This is a genomic window from Acinetobacter sp. X9, from assembly GCF_054889255.1.
The window spans coordinates 1,265,647-1,283,666 of the sequence record NZ_CM142679.1 but is presented as its reverse complement, the minus strand read 5'-3'; the positions used below and the strand labels follow the sequence as shown (position 1 = coordinate 1,283,666).

The window sequence follows — 18,020 nt, the reverse complement described above, 5'->3', positions numbered from 1 at the left end:
TTTACTCAGGAATAGTGAGTTCAGTCATTGGCCATCTTGGTGTGGTCGTTACCGCCAACCCATCATGCTGACCTGCTTTTAAACGCTGATAACCAGCAAAAGCAATCATTGCCCCATTATCAGTACATAAAGCAGGCTCTGCATAATAAACTTGCGCTTTAATTTTCGCCAAAGAAGTTTCTAATTGCTCGCGTAGTCTTAAATTTGCGCTAACTCCACCTGCAATCACTAAACGTTTAAGTCCAGTTTGCTTTAAAGCTTTTACTGATTTTTTTACCAATGTATCTACAATTGCTTCTTGGAATGAAGCAGCAATGTCAGCGTCACGATTCTCACCATTCAATTTTTTCAATTGAACAGAAACAGCTGTTTTTAAACCACTAAAAGAAAAGTCCAAGCCTTGATGAAGCATAGGTCTTGGAAACTCAAAAGCTAATGGATCACCAGATAATGCAAGTTTTGCGATATTTGGCCCACCTGGATATGGCAAGCTCATCATTTTTGCAACTTTATCAAAAGCTTCGCCCGCAGCATCATCAATAGACTCACCCAATAGTTCATATTGACCAATAGCGTGGGCTGCCATCAATTGTGTATGTCCACCTGAAACTAACAATGCTACAAACGGAAATTCAGGTGGTTGACTTGAAAGTAATGGGGCCAACATATGACCTTCCATATGGTGAACACCAATTGCAGGCTTATTTAAAGAAAAAGCTAAAGTTCTGCCAAACAGTGCACCTGTCATTAATGCTCCCATTAAGCCAGGACCACGCGTATAAGCAACCGCATCAATCTCTTGTTTTGTTACACCACTTTGTTCAAGCAATTGATTCATTAAAGGAATTAATTTACGAACATGGTCACGAGAAGCAAGTTCAGGTACTACGCCACCATATTCGGCATGAAGTTTAATCTGGCTATAAAGAACCTGTCCCCGTAAGCCGAGTTCGCTATCATAAAGTGCCAACCCTGTTTCATCACAAGAAGTTTCCAAGCCTAAAACAATCATCAAAACTGCCTTTTATATGAGTCAAAATATTGCAATCGCTATTATAGACTTGTGATATGAGTTGTAAATGAGTAAAATACTGACCTTCACTTGTGATCCGGCGCAATGGTGTGCCTGATCTTATCCATAATCTAGAGGATTTTACATGCCACAAGTTAAGTTGAAAGAAGGCGAACCAGTTGACGTAGCTATCCGTCGTTTCAAACGTTCATGCGAAAAAGCTGGTGTTTTAGCTGACGTTCGTAAACGCGAATTCTACGAAAAACCAACTCAAGAACGTAAGCGCAAAAAAGCTGCAGCAGTTAAACGCTACCAAAAGAAATTGGCTCGCGAATCTGTACGTACTACTCGCCTTTACTAATTAATTTGTGATTGACTGCTGAATTATGACTACTTTAAAAAACCAAATTACTGATGCATTAAAAACTTCTATGCGTGCCAAAGATATGGCAACAGTGACGGTTTTGCGTAGTCTACAAGCGGCAATTAAGCAAATCGAAGTCGATGAGCGCAAAGAGCTTGACGACGCTCAGGTTCTTGCGGTCATTGAAAAGCAAATTAAACAACGTAAAGAATCGATCAAAGCCTTTGAAGGTGCTGGTCGTAATGATTTAGCTAGTAAAGAACAAGCCGAAGCTGAGATTATCTCTCAGTTTCTACCAGAAGCTATGACTGAGGAAGAGCTTGATTCTATCATTGAGCAAACGATTGCTGCTCAAGAAGCAACTAGCATGAAAGATATGGGTAAGGTGATGAATTCTCTACGTCCGATCATAGCCGGGCGTGCCGATCCTGCTCAAGTTTCAGCAAAAATTAAAGCTAAATTAGCTTAATTCCCTCTCTTCTTATATACCCTTAAATTAAACTTTCTCGTAAGTTTAAATATATTTATGCCTGTGAAAACTCCTAAGTCATCCTAGACCTTATATTTTCATTCGTCGCTCATCTTGCATTTGTTTCAAACGACTGTCTATTCTTGCCGACATTGCTTGATTATCTTTTGCCAATCGCTGAGCATGCAACATTGATTTAATTGCATTTTCCTCACTACCTGACCAATATTCTGCTTCAGCCCGATAGCGTAGAACATTAACCGCTCTTAAAGATCCATTCTTATCCAAATTCGCAGCTTGCTGTAAAAATTGCCAACCTTGTATATCTCTTGGATTCTTATTAATAAATCTTTGAACCAAGGTTTGAACTTGCGCAAACTTACCTTGGCGTAGCAGCACCTCAGCCAACTTATAACTAAAAGCTTTATTTTCAGGCATCGTCATTTGTGTATAAGCAATTGTTGTATAAGCTTGATCTAGCTTGTTTTGGCCAAGATAAATATCTGTCTGCAATAATGTGACAAGAGGCTTTCCACTAGATTTCGCTTGATCTAAAGTAGACTGGGCTTGCACATAATCACCTTGTCTTGTGTAAAATGCCGCTAAAGCAATCAGACCAGCAATATTTTTTTGCGACGCTAAACTTTGTAGTTGGTTTTCAGTTGCCTGATTGGCAACCACCATGGTGTACCATTTTAAAATTTCAAAATCTGCATCATATATACGATTTTTAACTCGAGGCATCTGGTTTGCACGAAGCCTAGCTTCACTCATACGCTCAGTCGTCAAAGGATGAGTCAACCAGAAATCCGGTAAAAAACTTACTCGACTTGTAGCTCTATGCATTGTTTCAAAGTAATCAGCCATACTTTGAGGGTTATAACCCGCTGCATACATATATTGCATACCAATACGGTCTGCTTCACGTTCTTGATTTCGACTATATGTTAATTGCTTATCCATGAGTGCAGCTTGGGTTCCAAGCATCACTGCTGCACCCGCATCGCCACCACCCTGTGCAGCTATAGCCACCCCCGCTAAAAGTCCTGCCAGACTTAGCAATGTTTGACCTTTAAAGGCTTCTTCAGAGCGACTAAAATGTCTTTGCGATACATGCGCAATTTCATGCGCCATAACCCCAGCAATTTCATCAATATTTCGTGCCGAGGCAATAAGCCCTGTATTGAGCGCAAATAAGCCACCTGGGACAGCAAAAGCATTAATTTGTGGATCTTTAATCACAACTAGACCAATCGGCTGCCCAAGCTGAGTTTCACTTAAAATACTCGAAAATACCTGAAAAAATTGATCTTCTAGCCAGACATCTTGAATAACAGGCATTTGTTTGTGGACTTCACGAAAAACTTTTTCACCAATAAATTTTTCTTTTTGTTGATCAAGCAAACCAATCCCACTTCCAATATTTGGAATTTCTACTTGATTTGCAGAAGGCTGAGGGTCGAAAGGCTGTGCGTACGAAGCATTTGTTATAAAAGCCGTACTTAAAATAATTGGTAAAAATCTCAAAAGTTTTTCTCTAGTAAAATTAAACCATCAAAAAAAGTCTACTGATATAAAACATAAAAAATTATGTTCAATCAATAGACTTTTAATATATCACTCGAGATCGCTTAGTTTTGCAATGAAGTGTTATTAATCATTTATGCAAAGTTTGGGTTTACCAAATATCTAGGAGTTTTATCCTCTAAAGCTTCAACTAGATTTTTATAAGCAAGATTTGCCATTTTTTTACGAGTCTCTGCAGTCGCAGATCCTACATGAGGCAAAGTAACAACATTTGGCAGTTTAAAAAGCTCTGAATCTTGTAAAGGTTCTTTCTCGTATACATCCAGACCAGCTCCAAAGATTTCCCCGCTTTGTAAGGCCTCAATCAATGCTTGCTCGTCAACCACTGAACCACGCGCAATATTTATAAAAATAGCGTGCTTTTGCATAAGCTCAAATTGAGCTTTACCCATCAAGGCTTTCGATTCATTATTTAAATCAACTGCGGTTACTACAAAATCAGACTGTTGTAATAACTCATCTAAACCAAGATATTGTGCTTTTAAAGGCTCTGCCAATTCAGGCTTTTCACGGCGGTTATGGTAAACAATATTCATGTTAAATCCATAAAAACCACGGCGTGCAATTGCGGCACCAATATTACCAAGCCCAATAATTCCTAGCGTCTTTCCAAAAACATCTAAACCAAACTGCTGAGGCGCAACAGTTCTTTTCCATTCACCTTGTTTCGTCCAATGATCAAGAAAAGGAACTTTTCTAGCAGCGCTTAGTAATAATGTAAAAGCAAGATCAGCCGTTGTTTCAGTTAAAACATGAGGTGTATTTGATAACCAGATTTTTCTTTGGTTTAGATAAGCCACATCATAATTGTCATAACCAACTGTTACAGATGAAATAATTTTGAGTTTTTGAGCAGGCGCAAGATTACTTTCATTAAGAAGTCGACCAGCACCAATCATTCCATCAGCATCCACAACGTGTTGGCGTATTTGCTCATTAATATCACCCAGTTTTGGATTAAGAACCACAACATGATAATCCTGTTGTAATCGAGACAAAATTTCTTCATCAATTTGGCTAAAAACTACAACTTTTTTCATGTAAATCCCTACTACTCGTTGTTATCTTGCATTAATTGCCATAACCTTTTTTTAAGGAGTGGTTTCTCCAACATCTCTTTTAAACTCGCCAAATGAATAATATTGGCATGCTGAATATAAGAACATTCACCAAGGCACAAGATCTTCTTGTCTGCTGCGACAGCATCTAAAAAGCCTTGAATATATGAACCTGCACCACGTTGGTCTTGATAGTTAGCTAAAGGAAACGGCCATTTTAGTTCAGCATATTGCCCTATTTTTGCTTTTTGGATGTTATTCCAAAGCTGCTTTTCTTCTTCACTTAAATTAGTAACATCTAAAAAAATAACGCATTTTTCAAGCGCAAAAGCTTGCAACTCAAATGAAGCAATCGTAACTACTGGAGCTTGTACTTCATTACGAGGTACTACAATAGGCGGAACTTCTACTGAAAGTGGTACCGCAATTTCAGGTTCAGATTTTGGAACTTCTTTGACATGTGGTTTTGTCGGCTGCTCAAGAACTGGATTGCTCTTAGAAGGCAATATAATTGGCTCACCTTCTGGAGCAGCTTGATCTCGCCAGAGACTTTGAGCATTATTTTTTTGGCACACCTGTGTCTTAGGAATCCATACATCAATTCCTAAAGTTGCCAATATATTTCTTTGCTGCCCAATCATCTGTAAATCAATACCTCTACTCTATCTACATTCTAACGGGCTTCAGTTTTTTTTTCAGTGTTTTATTTCATTCAGATGTTTTTATAATCGTATATGTCTTTTAAATAATCATTACACTATTTCTCTTTTGCATTTGATCCACAATTTCTTCTGTCTCAAAGCCAAAACGCCAATAAAGCAATTCAAGCACATCCAGTTCATCTTGCGTGATAATACGGTCGCTCCACAAACACATTTCTGCAATAGCGAGAATACTTAGACGGTCACGTAATAATAAACCAGCAATATCATTTAAAATTTCAGCCAGATCTAATGGCTCATCTGAAATTTCATCATAGATATACATTTCATCAGGATTGAGCAGCGAACGTAAAATACGCTCACGTACTTCTAATTGATTTGGGCTATTAATTTGCTGAACATGAAGCAAAGCATCAATCAAACGAACAATTTGAGGTTTCACTTCTTCAAATGCAGTCGGTAGATGTAACGGCATCAAATTCAATTCATGTTTAACCCGCTCCAATAAAAGTGCGTCTAACAACCCAATCTCACCATCTTCTTGGATAATAAGCGCTAGCTTAGTAAGAAATTGCCGAGCAATACTTGCAGGTATATGTCCAATATTTTTACAAGCATCATGAAATATCTGAATATGAATACGCCCATCCAAATTCAATAATGCATCGATAATGGCATGACTAACTGGCGCATCTTTTGGAATGAATTCCCGATATTGGCGAATCATTAAAATAGCAACCATCACTTCACGTGAACCCGTAGCAGTTTGTAGTGCTCGTTGAATTAATTCAGGACGCTTTTTATTTCGACGTACATCACTACTCAGGGGTTTAATGGCATCATTTAGTGCAAAACTAATTGGCGACAGCCTTAACAAAGGTAGAGGCTGTGGAGATGACCACGGAATATAAATTTCTTTCTCAGATTCTTCCAAGAAATGAAATAAACTAAACAACGGACGGTTGCGAAGCTTCTTTAAATTTTCTAATTGTAAATCTTGTAGCAAAGTGGGATTTAACTCATAAATACGTTCACGAATACTGGGGTGAATATTCATCCAGCTTTGTGGGCTCAGTGAGTTAGCAAAACACATATGCGCGATCGACTCAGAATAAGCACTATGAATTTGCGAACCAGAGTGGTGAACATAAATACGCAATAAGGTTTGGGTATTCGCATTATTTTTTAATAGTCGTACTGTTTTTTGGTCATTACGAAATGTGCGCCCACTCAAAGTCAAATATTTAATAAAACGAGTAATCAGTACACCTAGGCTTCCAGCCAACCAAATGACTCCACCCACTGCAACAAAAACTGTTTCAAATTTATGTTTATAGCCAGGGCTATAGCGCTTAAAACCCTGCTTGGCTAATTTACTGCCCCACTGACTAAAAGTTGTTAAGCCGCTATATAAAATCTTTAATTTAGTATTCTCAACAGCCTCACCCGATAAAATCTGATTAAATTCATGGCCCAATAAACCATATAACTCAAGCTTATCCAGATTCTGTAAAGCACCCCATGTCAGAATAATTACGATATCTTTGGGGTGAAAACCTGCCGTAAGTGCATTTACACCAACTTCATCAGGTAATACATATACGGTTGGAACTTTAAGTGAAAAATTTTGGGCTAAGTGTTCTGTAATTTTTAATGCCGCAAGTTCTTCGGGAGTACTCTCCTCTTTCACCAAACGACGTGCTTTAAGTTGTTTTGCTAAAGAGTGCCCACCTTTACGCAGGATATAAAGTTCGGTAACTACCGACCAAACCATAATAAAAAGTAATAGCGCAACGAAGTAAGGACTTAAGGTGTGCCACCAAATTGGCTGGCTATAATCAAAAAAATGAACGAGTAAACCTAAAATTAAATTTAAGATAAAAATAGTAAGCAGCACAGCAACCAAACACATAGTGATGGACCATGCCATATTTTTATTTTCGATGAGATAGTGGCTTACTTCTTTCAATGTAAATATTCCCAATTACATTGTTAGGTTTCATCATAAAAGAAAAAAGCGGGAAATACCCGCTTTTTTCGGCTATTTCTATTCTTCTTTGATGCCTGTTAAATCTACAGAAGCAGCATCGACATTAACATCAATATAACCATCTTTTTTCTTCTTAGCAGAGTCATTACGCTTCTGCTCCAAATTATTTAGATAGTTACCATCAATATCACCTGTTACGTAGATTCCATCAAATACCGAGCAGTCAAACTCAGTTAAGTCAGGCACTTTGCTGGTACGCACAGCATTTTTCAAGTCTTCCAATTCTTGGAAAATCAAACGATCAGCACCAATAATTTCTTGGATCTCTTCCACGCTGCGTTCTGAAGCAATAAGCTCAGCTTTAGCAGGCATATCAATACCGTAAACGTTTGGATACATTACTTTCGGTGCTGCTGACGCAAAGTATACTTTTTTTGCACCAGAATCACGTGCCATCTGAATAATCTCATTACACGTTGTACCACGTACAATAGAGTCATCCACCAATAGAACGTTCTTACCTTTGAATTCCAACTCAACAGGGTTTAATTTCTGACGTACAGATTTTTTACGTTGCTGTTGACCCGGCATAATAAAGGTGCGGCCGATATAACGGTTTTTCATAAAACCTTCACGGAACTTCACACCTAGAATATTTGCAAGTTCTAAAGCTGAAGTACGACTCGTATCTGGAATTGGAATCACCACATCAATATCGTGGTCCTCGCCCCAGTCACGTAAAATTTTATGAGCAAGCTTTTCACCCATTTTTAAACGCGCTTTATAAACCGAGATTCCATCAATAATGGCATCAGGACGAGCAAAATAAACGTATTCAAAAATACATGGACGGTATTTAGGATTAGCAGCACATTGTTTAGAGAACAACTCGCCATTTGCATTGATGAAAATTGCTTCACCTGGTTCAATATCACGCTCGATTTTGAAACCAAGAGCAGTAATAGCAACCGATTCAGAAGCAATGATGTATTCCATCTCACCTTGTTCAGTTACACGCGAACCGTAAATAAGTGGGCGAATACCATTTGGATCACGGAAGCCAACCAAACCATGACCAGTAATCATTGCTACTACCCCATACGCACCTTGGCAACGCTCATGCACACGAGAAACCGTGTGAAAAATATCGTCAGGGGTAGGATTTAAAGTGCCTTTTTTCTGTAATTCATGCGCGAATACGTTTAAAAGAACTTCTGAGTCAGAATCAGTATTCATATGACGTAAATCTGTTTTAAACAGGTCATCATGAATTTCTTCTGCATTGGTCAAGTTACCATTATGTGCAAGCGTAATACCGTAAGGTGAGTTTACATAAAATGGTTGTGCTTCAGCACTGCTCGCAGAACCAGCAGTTGGGTAACGTACATGGCCAATACCATAATTACCAAGTAATGCTCTCATATGACGAGTATGAAAGACATCACGCACCATACCGTTATCCTTACGAAGGAAAAGACGGCCTTCATGGCAGGTTACTATTCCAGCTGCATCTTGCCCACGATGTTGCAACATCGTTAAAGCATCAAACAACATTTGGTTCACTGGCGATTTACCGGCTATACCAACAACTCCACACATAGCAACCTCGCAGACAAGCTAGGAATTAATAAAAAGGATTCTTTGTCGAATGGTCAGATCGGTTTTCTAAATCTTCCGATTCGTCCATTGGTTTTGAAGGAGTGCCTGATGCACTACCTCCAGATGTTATTTGATGAAATGCCTCACTTGCAGCATCTTTAGACAACTCGGTAGCCAAAGGCGCATAAGGCAATAAAAACTGTATAAATTTGGACTGTTTCCAGTGTGGTGAACTCTCAACCCAAGGCCCTACACCCTGCATTGTAATTAGTACAACCAACAAGCCCTTTAAAGAACCAAAAGCACCACCTGCTAAACGATTTAATGGCCCCAATTTCAGACTTTTCAAGAGGCCATTTAAAAATGCAGAGACAATCCATGTTAAAACAATGATCAAAAGCGCTATAAATGCAAAAGCTGCAATTTTCTGAACAACTGGATCATGACTTAAACCCGACATAGACGGAGCAAGAAGGACAGCGTATTTTGCACCCATAATTAATGCAATGACCCATCCTACCAAGTTCGCAAAGGCTTTAATAAATCCTTGTCGCAAACCGTTTAGCCCCCCAATGAGCAAAAGTATCAGAATAATGATATCAATTGTGTTCATATTCACTTAAGACATAGCTGCAACACATTGTTTCACTAAAATAGGACCTGTATAAATTAGCCCACTATAGATCTGTACTAATGTTGCTCCAGCTTGCTGTTTGACTGCTGCCTGTTCACCCGACAAAATTCCACCCACGCCAATTAACGGGATTTGTCCTTTTAATGTTTGGGCAAACAAACGTAAGCATTCGGTACTTTTTTCAAAAACAGGTGCGCCTGATAAACCGCCCGACTCATTACCATAAGGAAGATTTTCTACACCTTCTCTTGATAAGGTCGTATTAGTAACGATCAAGCCATCAATTTTAAACTGCACTAACTGCGCTGCAATAAATTCAACATCTTCAGCTGTTAAATCAGGTGCAACTTTCAGAACCAAAGGAACATAGTGATTATTTTGTTCAGCTAGCTCAAGTTGTCTTTCTTTTAAGGTTTGCAATAGTTCAGTTAATGCATCACCACTTTGTAAACTTCTTAAGTTCTTAGTATTTGGAGATGAAATATTAACGGTAATATAAGAAGCGTAGTTATACACTTTCTCAAGGCAAATCAGGTAGTCATCAACAGCTTTTTCTACAGGTGTATCAGCATTCTTACCAATATTAATGCCTAAAATTCCTTTAAACTTTGAAGCTTTGACATTTTCAATCAGCTTATCAACACCATCATTATTGAACCCCATACGGTTAATAATGGCTTGAGCTTCGGGAATACGGAATAAGCGTGGTTGCGGATTACCCGATTGAGGACGAGGTGTAATGGTTCCAATTTCAATAAAACCAAACCCTAACCCAGCTAAAGCATCAATGTGTGCACCATTTTTATCAAGACCGGCTGCCAAACCTACTGGATTTGGAAATTCAATTCCCATACAAGTCGTCGGTTTCGCTTCTACGCTCTGACGGAGTAAGCCGAACTTATGTGCTTTATCAAGCATAGATAATGTTAATTCATGGGCACGCTCTGGTGCTAAACTAAACAACATCGGGCGAGCAAGTGAATATAACATACCAATCACAATCTACTGATTTTAGGTAGGCATATTATAGGCACAGGGAGCACAAAACACCATGCTTAAGACCAGCATATTTTAATATGTTATTGAACCGTCGCTGTTAATTTAATCTGACCTTCACTTGAAACCATTTCCATTTTTTCAATACTTAAGCCCATTTGTGCCAGTTGGGTTAAAAAGTTAGCTAAAATTGCGTAATTCTGATGAGTAACAATAATTTGTAACTGCTCGCCATTTTGCTGAGAAGTAACCGTTAAACCTTGCTGTTGAGCTACACGTTGTATTTTTTCTGCCTGCCCCAGCTCAAGCTCACTCGCAGGTTTCATAGTGACTGCATTACTTTGCATCCACACCATCAAATCTTTTAAATCATTTAAGCGCTGTTGCTGCTGTTCTGCTAAGGAATGCATTTTCCAAAGTGAAGCCCCAATAATAGCCACTACAACAAAAATTGTAGTAAAGACTACCATGATACGTTCACGGACAGTCAAACGGTCTAAATATTGATTAACTTGTTCGATCCACTGATCAAAGCGGTTTTGCAATTGAGCTAACATTTTCATTATTGTATTTTCACCACCCCAATAGCCCCACCACCATCGGCTTGAACATTACCTAACTCCGCCTTAAATCCTTGCTGATTAAGCTGCTGTGTTAAAGCTTGCAAATCATCTGCCGATTTTGCTTTCAAGGCCATGGTTAGTGTAGAAGCATCATAATTTAATTGCTGAGCTAAAATTTGTCTTTGCATCAAAATAGGTCCAACACGACTCAATAAAGAAAGTGCTTGTGTATCGCCTTGTTTACTCATTCTTAAATGACTTTCAAATTGGCTTTTTATATTTTGTTCATTTACGCGACTAGAAGGACCAAACCAATATTTATATTGCTCAATTGTCTGCTCAGCTGTTTGATTGGCTACATTTCTTAATTTTACCCAACGCAACAAATCATAGCTGAACTGAACCACAATGATTGCTAAAACAATAACCGCACATGCTTTCCAGTACCCAGAAACCGCTTGCTCTTGCCCTTTGGCTTTTGGTAAAACATTAAAAGGATGCTGTTTAGGTTTATCTAAGCCCTGAAACTGATAAAAAAATTCTGAACGTTGCTCAACACTAGAAGCTGCTTCTAAGCTTTCTAATTGTTCTGTCGTTAATCCACTATATTGATAGTTTGTTTCAACTGGCTGGAATTCCAAAAACAATCCCAAATCATCTAGTGAGTTACCCACCCATTTACTTTCGCGCGCCAGTAATTTTTGGTCAATATTACACAGGATAACTTGGTGCTCTTGTGGTTCTGGCAAAATCAAAAAGTCTGGCAACAAAGCAACCAGCTTGATTGGCAACAAATTCATCGCATGTTGCCATGTTTCCACAGTAGTTTTTGCAACGCCCAATATTGTTAATTGATCAGCATGAAAATGATGAACTACTTTCATGTGATCAATAGGCAAAGTTACAAACTCTTCAAGCAAATATTTAACACCATCTGCTCCGAGTTGCTTGTAATGAGACTTTGCTATTTGTTGCTGGAATACCTGAGCATGACGACTAGGAAAAAAGACGACAGCCTCTTTTCCTTGGTGCAATTGTAGGTCTTGTATTAATTGATCGAGGCTTTCAGCCTGCAACCAGTTTTCTCCGTTAGACCAATGCCATATTCCATTGGTTTCAGGCATCCATAAATACAGCATAATGGGCTAAATAACCTTTTTATTTATATTGTGGGTATAAAACTATTTTTTTGTGTTGATAAACCAGTTGCAATCACAGCCTGATCATAAATTCGAGCTTCAGCCAACGCAAATGGATTAAAGTTTTCATGGGTCAGCAGCTCAGCAATATGCCCTACTACATTCATATGACACACGACCACAATTGACTCATAAGGAATCTGAGACAACCACTCGACTGCCTCTTTGGCGTTATCATCCGGTTTAATTTTATCGCATAACAACACAGGCACATCTTTAAAGTACGCTTGAATATGTGCCAATGTCTCTTGAGCACGTAACAAAGGACTAACTACAAAAATATCAGGCTTAACAATATCTTTTAAAAATGTTGCTGTCTGTTCTGCTTGAGCATGTCCACGAGCAGTAAGAGGGCGTTTAGTGTCGTTACCATTTACAGGTGGAGCGGCTTCCCCATGGCGAACCAATGTCAGTTGCATAAATTTTCCTTGTTAATAATTCCTGCATTATAACCACAATTTATGACATTTCTTCTTCAGACTTCGTGATGAGGTAAAACAAATTCAACATCACTACGGTGTCCGTTTTTCATAAGAGATAATGCAATATTTAAAGGAGGCGCCCCTTCGAAAATAACTTCATATAAAGCATTAGTAATAGGCATATAAACATCTAATTCTTCTGCTTTACCACGCACCTGAACAATTGTATTGATGCCTTCTGCTGTCTGCCCCAACTCTTTACTCGCCTGATCCAGCGTTTTACCCGAACCTAAAGCATAACCAATCTGATAATTACGGCTTAAAGGGCTATTACAAGTCGCGAATAAATCACCAACACCTGACAACCCCAAGAATGTAAGCGGATTTGCACCTTGTTTTACTGCAAAACGGCTCATCTCGGCCAAAGCACGCGTTAAAATCATACTCTTGGTATTTTCACCAATTTTGTAAGCAGCACCAATTCCCATTGCAACCGCATAAATATTTTTAAGCGCACCACCTAACTCTACACCGTGCATATCATCGCTACCAAAAACACGGAATAAAGCACTATGTAAGGCATGTTGCACAGCATAACGAACTAATTCGGAGTCACTGGCAATAACGGTGCCGGACGGCATACCCGCCATAATTTCTTTTGCAAGGTTTGGACCTGATAGCACACCATAAGGAACTTCAGGTAATTCTTCACGAATAATATCGCTCATGAAGCTGAAAGTTTTAGCTTCAACGCCTTTGGTTAAAGACACAACCGCTTGTGCAGTAATATAAGGAGCGATTTGTTTTAAGACATCGCGGAATGAGTGACTTGGAATTGCGACTAAAATAATATCTCGGTCACATACAGCTTGTTCAAGATCAGACACAGCGCGTAATGATGACTCTAAAATAAAATCTGGCAAATAACGTTTATTAATGTGGGTTTTATTAATTTCCTCGGCTGTTTCGGCATCACGAATCCAGATCATGGTATCGCAACCATTACGTGCAGCTAAATTTGCCATAGCCGTTCCAAAGCTTCCTCCCCCTAGAACGGTAATACGTAAAGCGGTTTTTTTATCAACCGCAACAGGTTCCACCAAATCTGTAAACTTAAATTCAGCCATCTTTTATTATCCTATTTCTTACTTCTACAGACGCTTAAGCCTGCCAAACTTTTACGAATTCTTTACTTTCAATATCTGCACGCGGTGCAATTACTTTAGCTGCTGTGCCGACGTAAATAATACCTGAAATTAAGTCACGAGGTTGCAGACCTAAATGCTGTTTTAACCAATTTGATTCGACAACTGCACCACTACGCCACATGGTCGAAAAACCTTGAGCTTGTAGAGATAATAAAAGATTTTGTACTGCGGCACCCGTACTTAAGATTTGTTCGAAATGCGGTACTTTCGGATGATCTTGTAGTTGTGTAAGCGCCAAAATGAGTAATGGTGCGCGAAAAGGATGTTGTTTAACACGTTCGAGTTGAGCGGGATCAGTTTCACCTAAATCTGCTAGAGCCTTTGCTAAAACTTCACCAAAAGCACCACGTTGTTCGCCTGAAACAACCACAAAACGCGTTGGCTTAAGTCTATGATGATCTGGAGCAGTCAAAGCTGCTTGGAAAGCTAACTCTAATTGCTCTGTACTTGGAGCTGGCTCAATTAATTGGCCAATAGACTGACGCTGATGAATATTTTGGTGAATTATTTGTATTGCTGATTCCGTCATTAATATTGATCTAACTCAAAAATTCAAAATAGATTAGCATAATCTACCGTTAATCCACCATTGAATCTAGCTTATAAAATTAGCGAACTCTCACTTTGACATTTTTTAATACAAAACATCAAAACTCATACAACGTCTTCAAAATCAACTAGAAAACTTATGTTCAAATAGCTATGTCTTTTAGCGATTAACTTTAGGTGCATTATGAAAAAAATAATTTTAGCGAGCGCAATGAGCGGTGTTGTTTTATTACTTGGTGCTTGCGCAACTACTCCTAAAAATACTTTAGCAGTTCAAAAAGAAAATAATCAGTTTGAAGTTACAGGTATTGGTAAAACCAATTTAATTGCGAAAAATAATGCAATTACTGCAGCTCAAAAAACTTGCTCAAAAAACACTACACCAGTCGTTGTAGATGAAAAAACAACATATAACGGTGTATTAAAAGATGTCGTAAGTGAAAAAACTGGTCAAATGGTTGAAGCTGCGGCAGGTGTTATTGGTACATTAACTGGTAAAAATGCATCTTTAGCAAAAGATGATGACTACCAAACAACGCTTACTTTCTATTGTAAAATTAATTAATCAAAAAAAATCCCAATCAAATGATTGGGATTTTTTTATTAGCAGTAACCATCTAATCTGGTCAGTGGTAATTTTTTACCAATTGCTTTTTCAATTTCGGGTAAATAAAAGGCATCATCTTCTGAAAGAAAACTAATACTTACACCTTGTGACCCAGCTCGACCTGTACGACCAATACGGTGTACATAATCATCAGATTGTTCAGGCAACGTAAAGTTGATGACATGCGACACGCCATCCACATGAATACCACGACCAGCAACATCCGTCGCGATCATAATATTATGTTTACCTTGCTTAAACTGCTCTAGCATTTTTAAACGTTTATCTTGAGCAATCTCACCTGAAAGCATACCAACTCTGTATCCATCTTTCTTTAAATGATCATAAAGACGGCGCACCTGATCACGTCGATTAGCAAAAATCATGACCTTATCGATTGGCTCTTCACGCAAGATATCTTGTAGTAAACGATATTTGTCTTGTTTAGCTACAACATAAACACGTTGTTCTACATCGTTATTGGTCTTTTGTTCAGGCTCAATTTCAACAGTTACAGGTTCAAATAACCATTGTCTTGCCAAATTCAAAACGTCATAACTAAACGTCGCTGAGAACATGAGTGTCTGACGTTGTTCCTTGCGTGGTGAATAACGAACAATACGTTTTACCGAAGGAATAAAGCCCATGTCTAATAAACGGTCAGCTTCATCAATGACTAAAAATTCAATTTGATCGAGCCAGACTTCTTTTTGTTCTACAAAATCGATTAAACGCCCTGGCGTGGCTACCATGATATCGACAAAATTAGCATCAAGTTGCTTCTTCTGCTTATCGAAATCAACACCACCCAATAGGGTGACTAAATGTAAATTAGAGAATTTTGTGAGAAATTTCGCATCACTTTCAATTTGCAATGCCAACTCACGAGTAGGGGCCAAAATTAAGGCACGTGGCTCACCACGGAAACGCTGCTCTTGAACTGGATTATTGAGTAAATCATTAATTACACTAATCAGAAAGGCTGCTGTCTTACCAGTTCCTGTCTGTGCTCGCCCAATTGCATCATGCCCGGCTAATGTATATTTTAAAACCTTTTGCTGAATTGGGGTCATTTGAGTAAACCCTAAAGCATCAATCGCCTTTTTAAGTTGCGGATGTAAATTCAAGGTTTCAAAACCAGATGTCATAAATACGTGCTCTAACAAACAATCTCTCGAATGAGAAGATCATTATAAACAAAAACGCCCCAATTCAAAAATTGGAGCGTCCATGATTCATCAAAAGATGAATTAGTCTTAGTCTAAAGGCTGAACGTTTTCAGCTTGAAAACCTTTTTGACCTTGTACAACGCTAAATTCTACGCGTTGACCATCACGTAGAGAACGGTGACCGTCACCTACGATCGCACGGAAGTGAACGAATACATCGTCGCCGCCGTTACGTTGAATAAAACCAAAGCCTTTAGTGTCATTAAACCACTTTACTACGCCTTGTTCACGAGCTGTCATAAGTCAATCCTCAGATGTTGAAAAAAGGACCTTCCGGTGTTGCAAACAGCAGAGCAAACAAGGTTTTAAAATATTTATAATCTTAAAGCTTGTAATCATTCTGTAAAACTATCAACAATTTCCGGTTACATCCATTTGTTATAGGGTTATTAAATCAATTTGATTGTGTGGTAAATCCTAAAACGGTTCGAGCTTAACATGGGTTTATGACAATTAATAGAATTTTTTTCAATTATTTCCCCTATTTTTAGTTCTTTTTTTAAACAGCTTATTACAATATTTTTTATAGAAATTAGCCAGATCTTCTTCCATAAAATATGCTGCATTTACTAAAAATTTGTTAGAATATTTTTTTTAGTTGTTTTGATGATGAATGAGCAATACTTCCTCTAATACAGCACCCATTGAAATTAATGCCCTTGGACAACCCTGCCCAATGCCATTGTTAATGCTAAAACGTGAACTTAAAAAAGCGTCGGGCAAACAACAATTTTTATTAAAATCGTCAGATCCTCATAGTGAAATTGATGTAACTCGTTACTGTGGTTTACATCATTTTATGTGTCAAACAACTCACATATCAGACAGAGAATTTCACTATTTAATTGAAACTCAATAATTCTTTGCTAAACTAAAAGATTAGAAATTGCATAAAATTTTACATTTCTCTACCCAATTTTCCTTAATTATGAAGCTGATTCAAATTAAGATGAACTTATTGGTTATCCCATTCGATCCTATAAGGAGAACTCATGAGTGACAGCAGCAATCAATTGATGCCCCTGTCATTGTCTGCGCCCGGTGTAAACCTTGGTGCATATATCAGTACTGTCAATCAGATTCCTATTTTAACGGCAGAGCAAGAAAAAGAACTTGCTGAACGTTATTATTATGACCAAGATCTTGATGCCGCAAAAATGCTGGTAATGTCGCATTTACGCTTTGTCGTTCACATTGCGCGCAGCTATGCAGGTTATGGCCTACCACAAGGCGACCTTATTCAAGAAGGTAATTTAGGCTTAATGAAAGCCGTAAAACGTTTCGACCCAAATATGGGCGTGCGTCTAGTATCTTTTGCCGTCCATTGGATTAAGGCAGAAATTCATGAATACGTTATTCGCAACTGGCGTATCGTTAAAATTGCAACGACAAAAGCTCAGCGTAAATTATTTTTCAATTTACGTAGTTTAAAAAAATCGAGTAAAAAATTAACGCTCGAAGAAGCTCAATCGATTGCGAATGACTTAAATGTAACTCCAGAACAAGTTCTGGAAATGGAAGGTCGTTTAACCGCTTATGATGCTGCTTTTGAAGCACAAGGTGATGACGATGACGACACGCCACATACGGCCCCTGCATTGTATCTTGAAGATAATCGCTACGACCCTGCTCGCTTAGTCGAAAACGAAGATTGGGAAGAGCAAAGTACTTCAGCATTGCATGATGCCATGGACCAGTTAGATGACCGTTCGCGTAATATTTTGCAGCGCCGTTGGTTAGATGATGATAAATCTACCCTACATGAGCTTGCTGCTGAATATAATGTTTCGGCAGAACGTATTCGTCAGCTTGAAAAAAATGCGATGGAAAAAATTAAAACTGCCATGTCAGCTAGCTAAAAATAAATGTAAA

20 protein-coding genes are annotated in these 18,020 nt (G+C 38.4%); 5 read left to right on the top strand and 15 right to left on the bottom strand.

The features are described 5' to 3' along the window. Position 1 precedes the first annotated feature (1 nt). Positions 2-1,012 (bottom strand): tRNA (adenosine(37)-N6)-threonylcarbamoyltransferase complex transferase subunit TsaD, encoded by a 1,011-nt coding sequence (tsaD, locus tag ACYU0V_RS06090; protein ID WP_005068344.1) that lies wholly within the window; start codon positions 1,010-1,012, stop codon positions 2-4. Between the two features lie 145 nt (positions 1,013-1,157). On the opposite strand from tsaD, the gene rpsU reads away from it, so the two are divergent. Beyond that, positions 1,158-1,373, top strand: a complete 216-nt coding sequence (gene rpsU / locus ACYU0V_RS06085) for a 30S ribosomal protein S21 (RefSeq protein WP_001136722.1) — start codon at positions 1,158-1,160, stop codon at positions 1,371-1,373. Between the two features lie 25 nt (positions 1,374-1,398). After that, a complete protein-coding gene (locus tag ACYU0V_RS06080; protein ID WP_002115302.1) occupies positions 1,399-1,845 on the top strand; it encodes a GatB/YqeY domain-containing protein in 447 nt (148 codons plus the stop codon). Positions 1,846-1,935: 90 nt separating this feature from the next. Here ACYU0V_RS06080 and ACYU0V_RS06075 read toward each other — a convergent pair whose 3' ends face one another. From ACYU0V_RS06075 to ACYU0V_RS06020, 12 genes are all read right to left on the bottom strand, one after another. Further along, complete coding sequence (locus ACYU0V_RS06075; RefSeq protein WP_461849408.1) at positions 1,936-3,372, bottom strand: M48 family metalloprotease; 1,437 nt, start codon at positions 3,370-3,372, stop codon at positions 1,936-1,938. 134 nt (positions 3,373-3,506) lie between these two features. After that, positions 3,507-4,472, bottom strand: a complete 966-nt coding sequence (locus ACYU0V_RS06070) for a 2-hydroxyacid dehydrogenase (RefSeq protein ID WP_461849406.1) — start codon at positions 4,470-4,472, stop codon at positions 3,507-3,509. Positions 4,473-4,483: 11 nt separating this feature from the next. Beyond that, complete coding sequence (locus ACYU0V_RS06065) at positions 4,484-5,131, bottom strand: hypothetical protein (RefSeq protein WP_461849405.1); 648 nt, start codon at positions 5,129-5,131, stop codon at positions 4,484-4,486. 100 nt (positions 5,132-5,231) lie between these two features. Beyond that, positions 5,232-7,121 carry a M48 family metalloprotease gene (locus ACYU0V_RS06060; RefSeq protein WP_005068334.1) on the bottom strand — a complete coding sequence of 630 codons (1,890 nt, stop codon included), beginning with the start codon at positions 7,119-7,121 and terminating at the stop codon, positions 5,232-5,234. A 78-nt stretch (positions 7,122-7,199) separates the two neighbouring features. Beyond that, complete coding sequence (purF, locus tag ACYU0V_RS06055; protein WP_005068333.1) at positions 7,200-8,741, bottom strand: amidophosphoribosyltransferase; 1,542 nt, start codon at positions 8,739-8,741, stop codon at positions 7,200-7,202. Positions 8,742-8,766: 25 nt separating this feature from the next. Then, a complete protein-coding gene (locus ACYU0V_RS06050; protein ID WP_002115251.1) occupies positions 8,767-9,354 on the bottom strand; it encodes a CvpA family protein in 588 nt (195 codons plus the stop codon). A gap of 6 nt (positions 9,355-9,360) precedes the next feature. After that, positions 9,361-10,365: a quinone-dependent dihydroorotate dehydrogenase gene (locus tag ACYU0V_RS06045; RefSeq protein ID WP_005068330.1), complete on the bottom strand. Its 1,005-nt coding sequence runs from the start codon at positions 10,363-10,365 to the stop codon at positions 9,361-9,363. A gap of 89 nt (positions 10,366-10,454) precedes the next feature. Then, the gene (gspM, locus tag ACYU0V_RS06040) at positions 10,455-10,934 is read right to left on the bottom strand and encodes a type II secretion system protein GspM (protein WP_005073507.1); all 480 of its coding nucleotides are present in this window, start codon (positions 10,932-10,934) and stop codon (positions 10,455-10,457) included. Further along, complete coding sequence (gene gspL, locus ACYU0V_RS06035; RefSeq protein WP_461849401.1) at positions 10,934-12,073, bottom strand: type II secretion system protein GspL; 1,140 nt, start codon at positions 12,071-12,073, stop codon at positions 10,934-10,936. The genes gspM and gspL overlap by 1 nt, the downstream gene beginning before the upstream one ends. A gap of 23 nt (positions 12,074-12,096) precedes the next feature. Next, entirely contained in the window at positions 12,097-12,552 is a 456-nt protein-coding gene (locus ACYU0V_RS06030; RefSeq protein WP_005068324.1) for a SixA phosphatase family protein, read from the bottom strand. A 56-nt stretch (positions 12,553-12,608) separates the two neighbouring features. Continuing rightward, the gene (locus ACYU0V_RS06025) at positions 12,609-13,682 is read right to left on the bottom strand and encodes an NAD(P)H-dependent glycerol-3-phosphate dehydrogenase (protein ID WP_461849400.1); all 1,074 of its coding nucleotides are present in this window, start codon (positions 13,680-13,682) and stop codon (positions 12,609-12,611) included. A gap of 34 nt (positions 13,683-13,716) precedes the next feature. Continuing rightward, positions 13,717-14,292, bottom strand: a complete 576-nt coding sequence (locus tag ACYU0V_RS06020; protein ID WP_461849398.1) for a nitroreductase family protein — start codon at positions 14,290-14,292, stop codon at positions 13,717-13,719. Positions 14,293-14,496: 204 nt separating this feature from the next. Here ACYU0V_RS06020 and ACYU0V_RS06015 point away from each other — a divergent pair, with 204 nt between their 5' ends. Beyond that, positions 14,497-14,877 carry a putative periplasmic lipoprotein gene (locus ACYU0V_RS06015; protein ID WP_005073503.1) on the top strand — a complete coding sequence of 127 codons (381 nt, stop codon included), beginning with the start codon at positions 14,497-14,499 and terminating at the stop codon, positions 14,875-14,877. Positions 14,878-14,915: 38 nt separating this feature from the next. Here the strand turns inward: ACYU0V_RS06015 and rhlB are convergent, their stop codons facing one another. Both rhlB and ACYU0V_RS06005 read right to left on the bottom strand, forming a co-directional pair. Then, positions 14,916-16,067, bottom strand: coding sequence for an ATP-dependent RNA helicase RhlB (gene rhlB, locus ACYU0V_RS06010; RefSeq protein ID WP_005068316.1), 1,152 nt, complete (start codon positions 16,065-16,067; stop codon positions 14,916-14,918). A gap of 108 nt (positions 16,068-16,175) precedes the next feature. After that, on the bottom strand, positions 16,176-16,388 hold the full coding sequence (locus ACYU0V_RS06005) for a cold-shock protein (RefSeq protein WP_000126912.1): 213 nt from the start codon (positions 16,386-16,388) through the stop codon (positions 16,176-16,178). Between the two features lie 373 nt (positions 16,389-16,761). Here ACYU0V_RS06005 and ACYU0V_RS06000 point away from each other — a divergent pair, with 373 nt between their 5' ends. After that, positions 16,762-17,007, top strand: a complete 246-nt coding sequence (locus ACYU0V_RS06000) for a sulfurtransferase TusA family protein (RefSeq protein ID WP_086265859.1) — start codon at positions 16,762-16,764, stop codon at positions 17,005-17,007. Between the two features lie 133 nt (positions 17,008-17,140). Continuing rightward, positions 17,141-18,007 carry an RNA polymerase sigma factor RpoH gene (rpoH, locus tag ACYU0V_RS05995; RefSeq protein ID WP_002115267.1) on the top strand — a complete coding sequence of 289 codons (867 nt, stop codon included), beginning with the start codon at positions 17,141-17,143 and terminating at the stop codon, positions 18,005-18,007. Positions 18,008-18,020 lie beyond the last annotated feature (13 nt).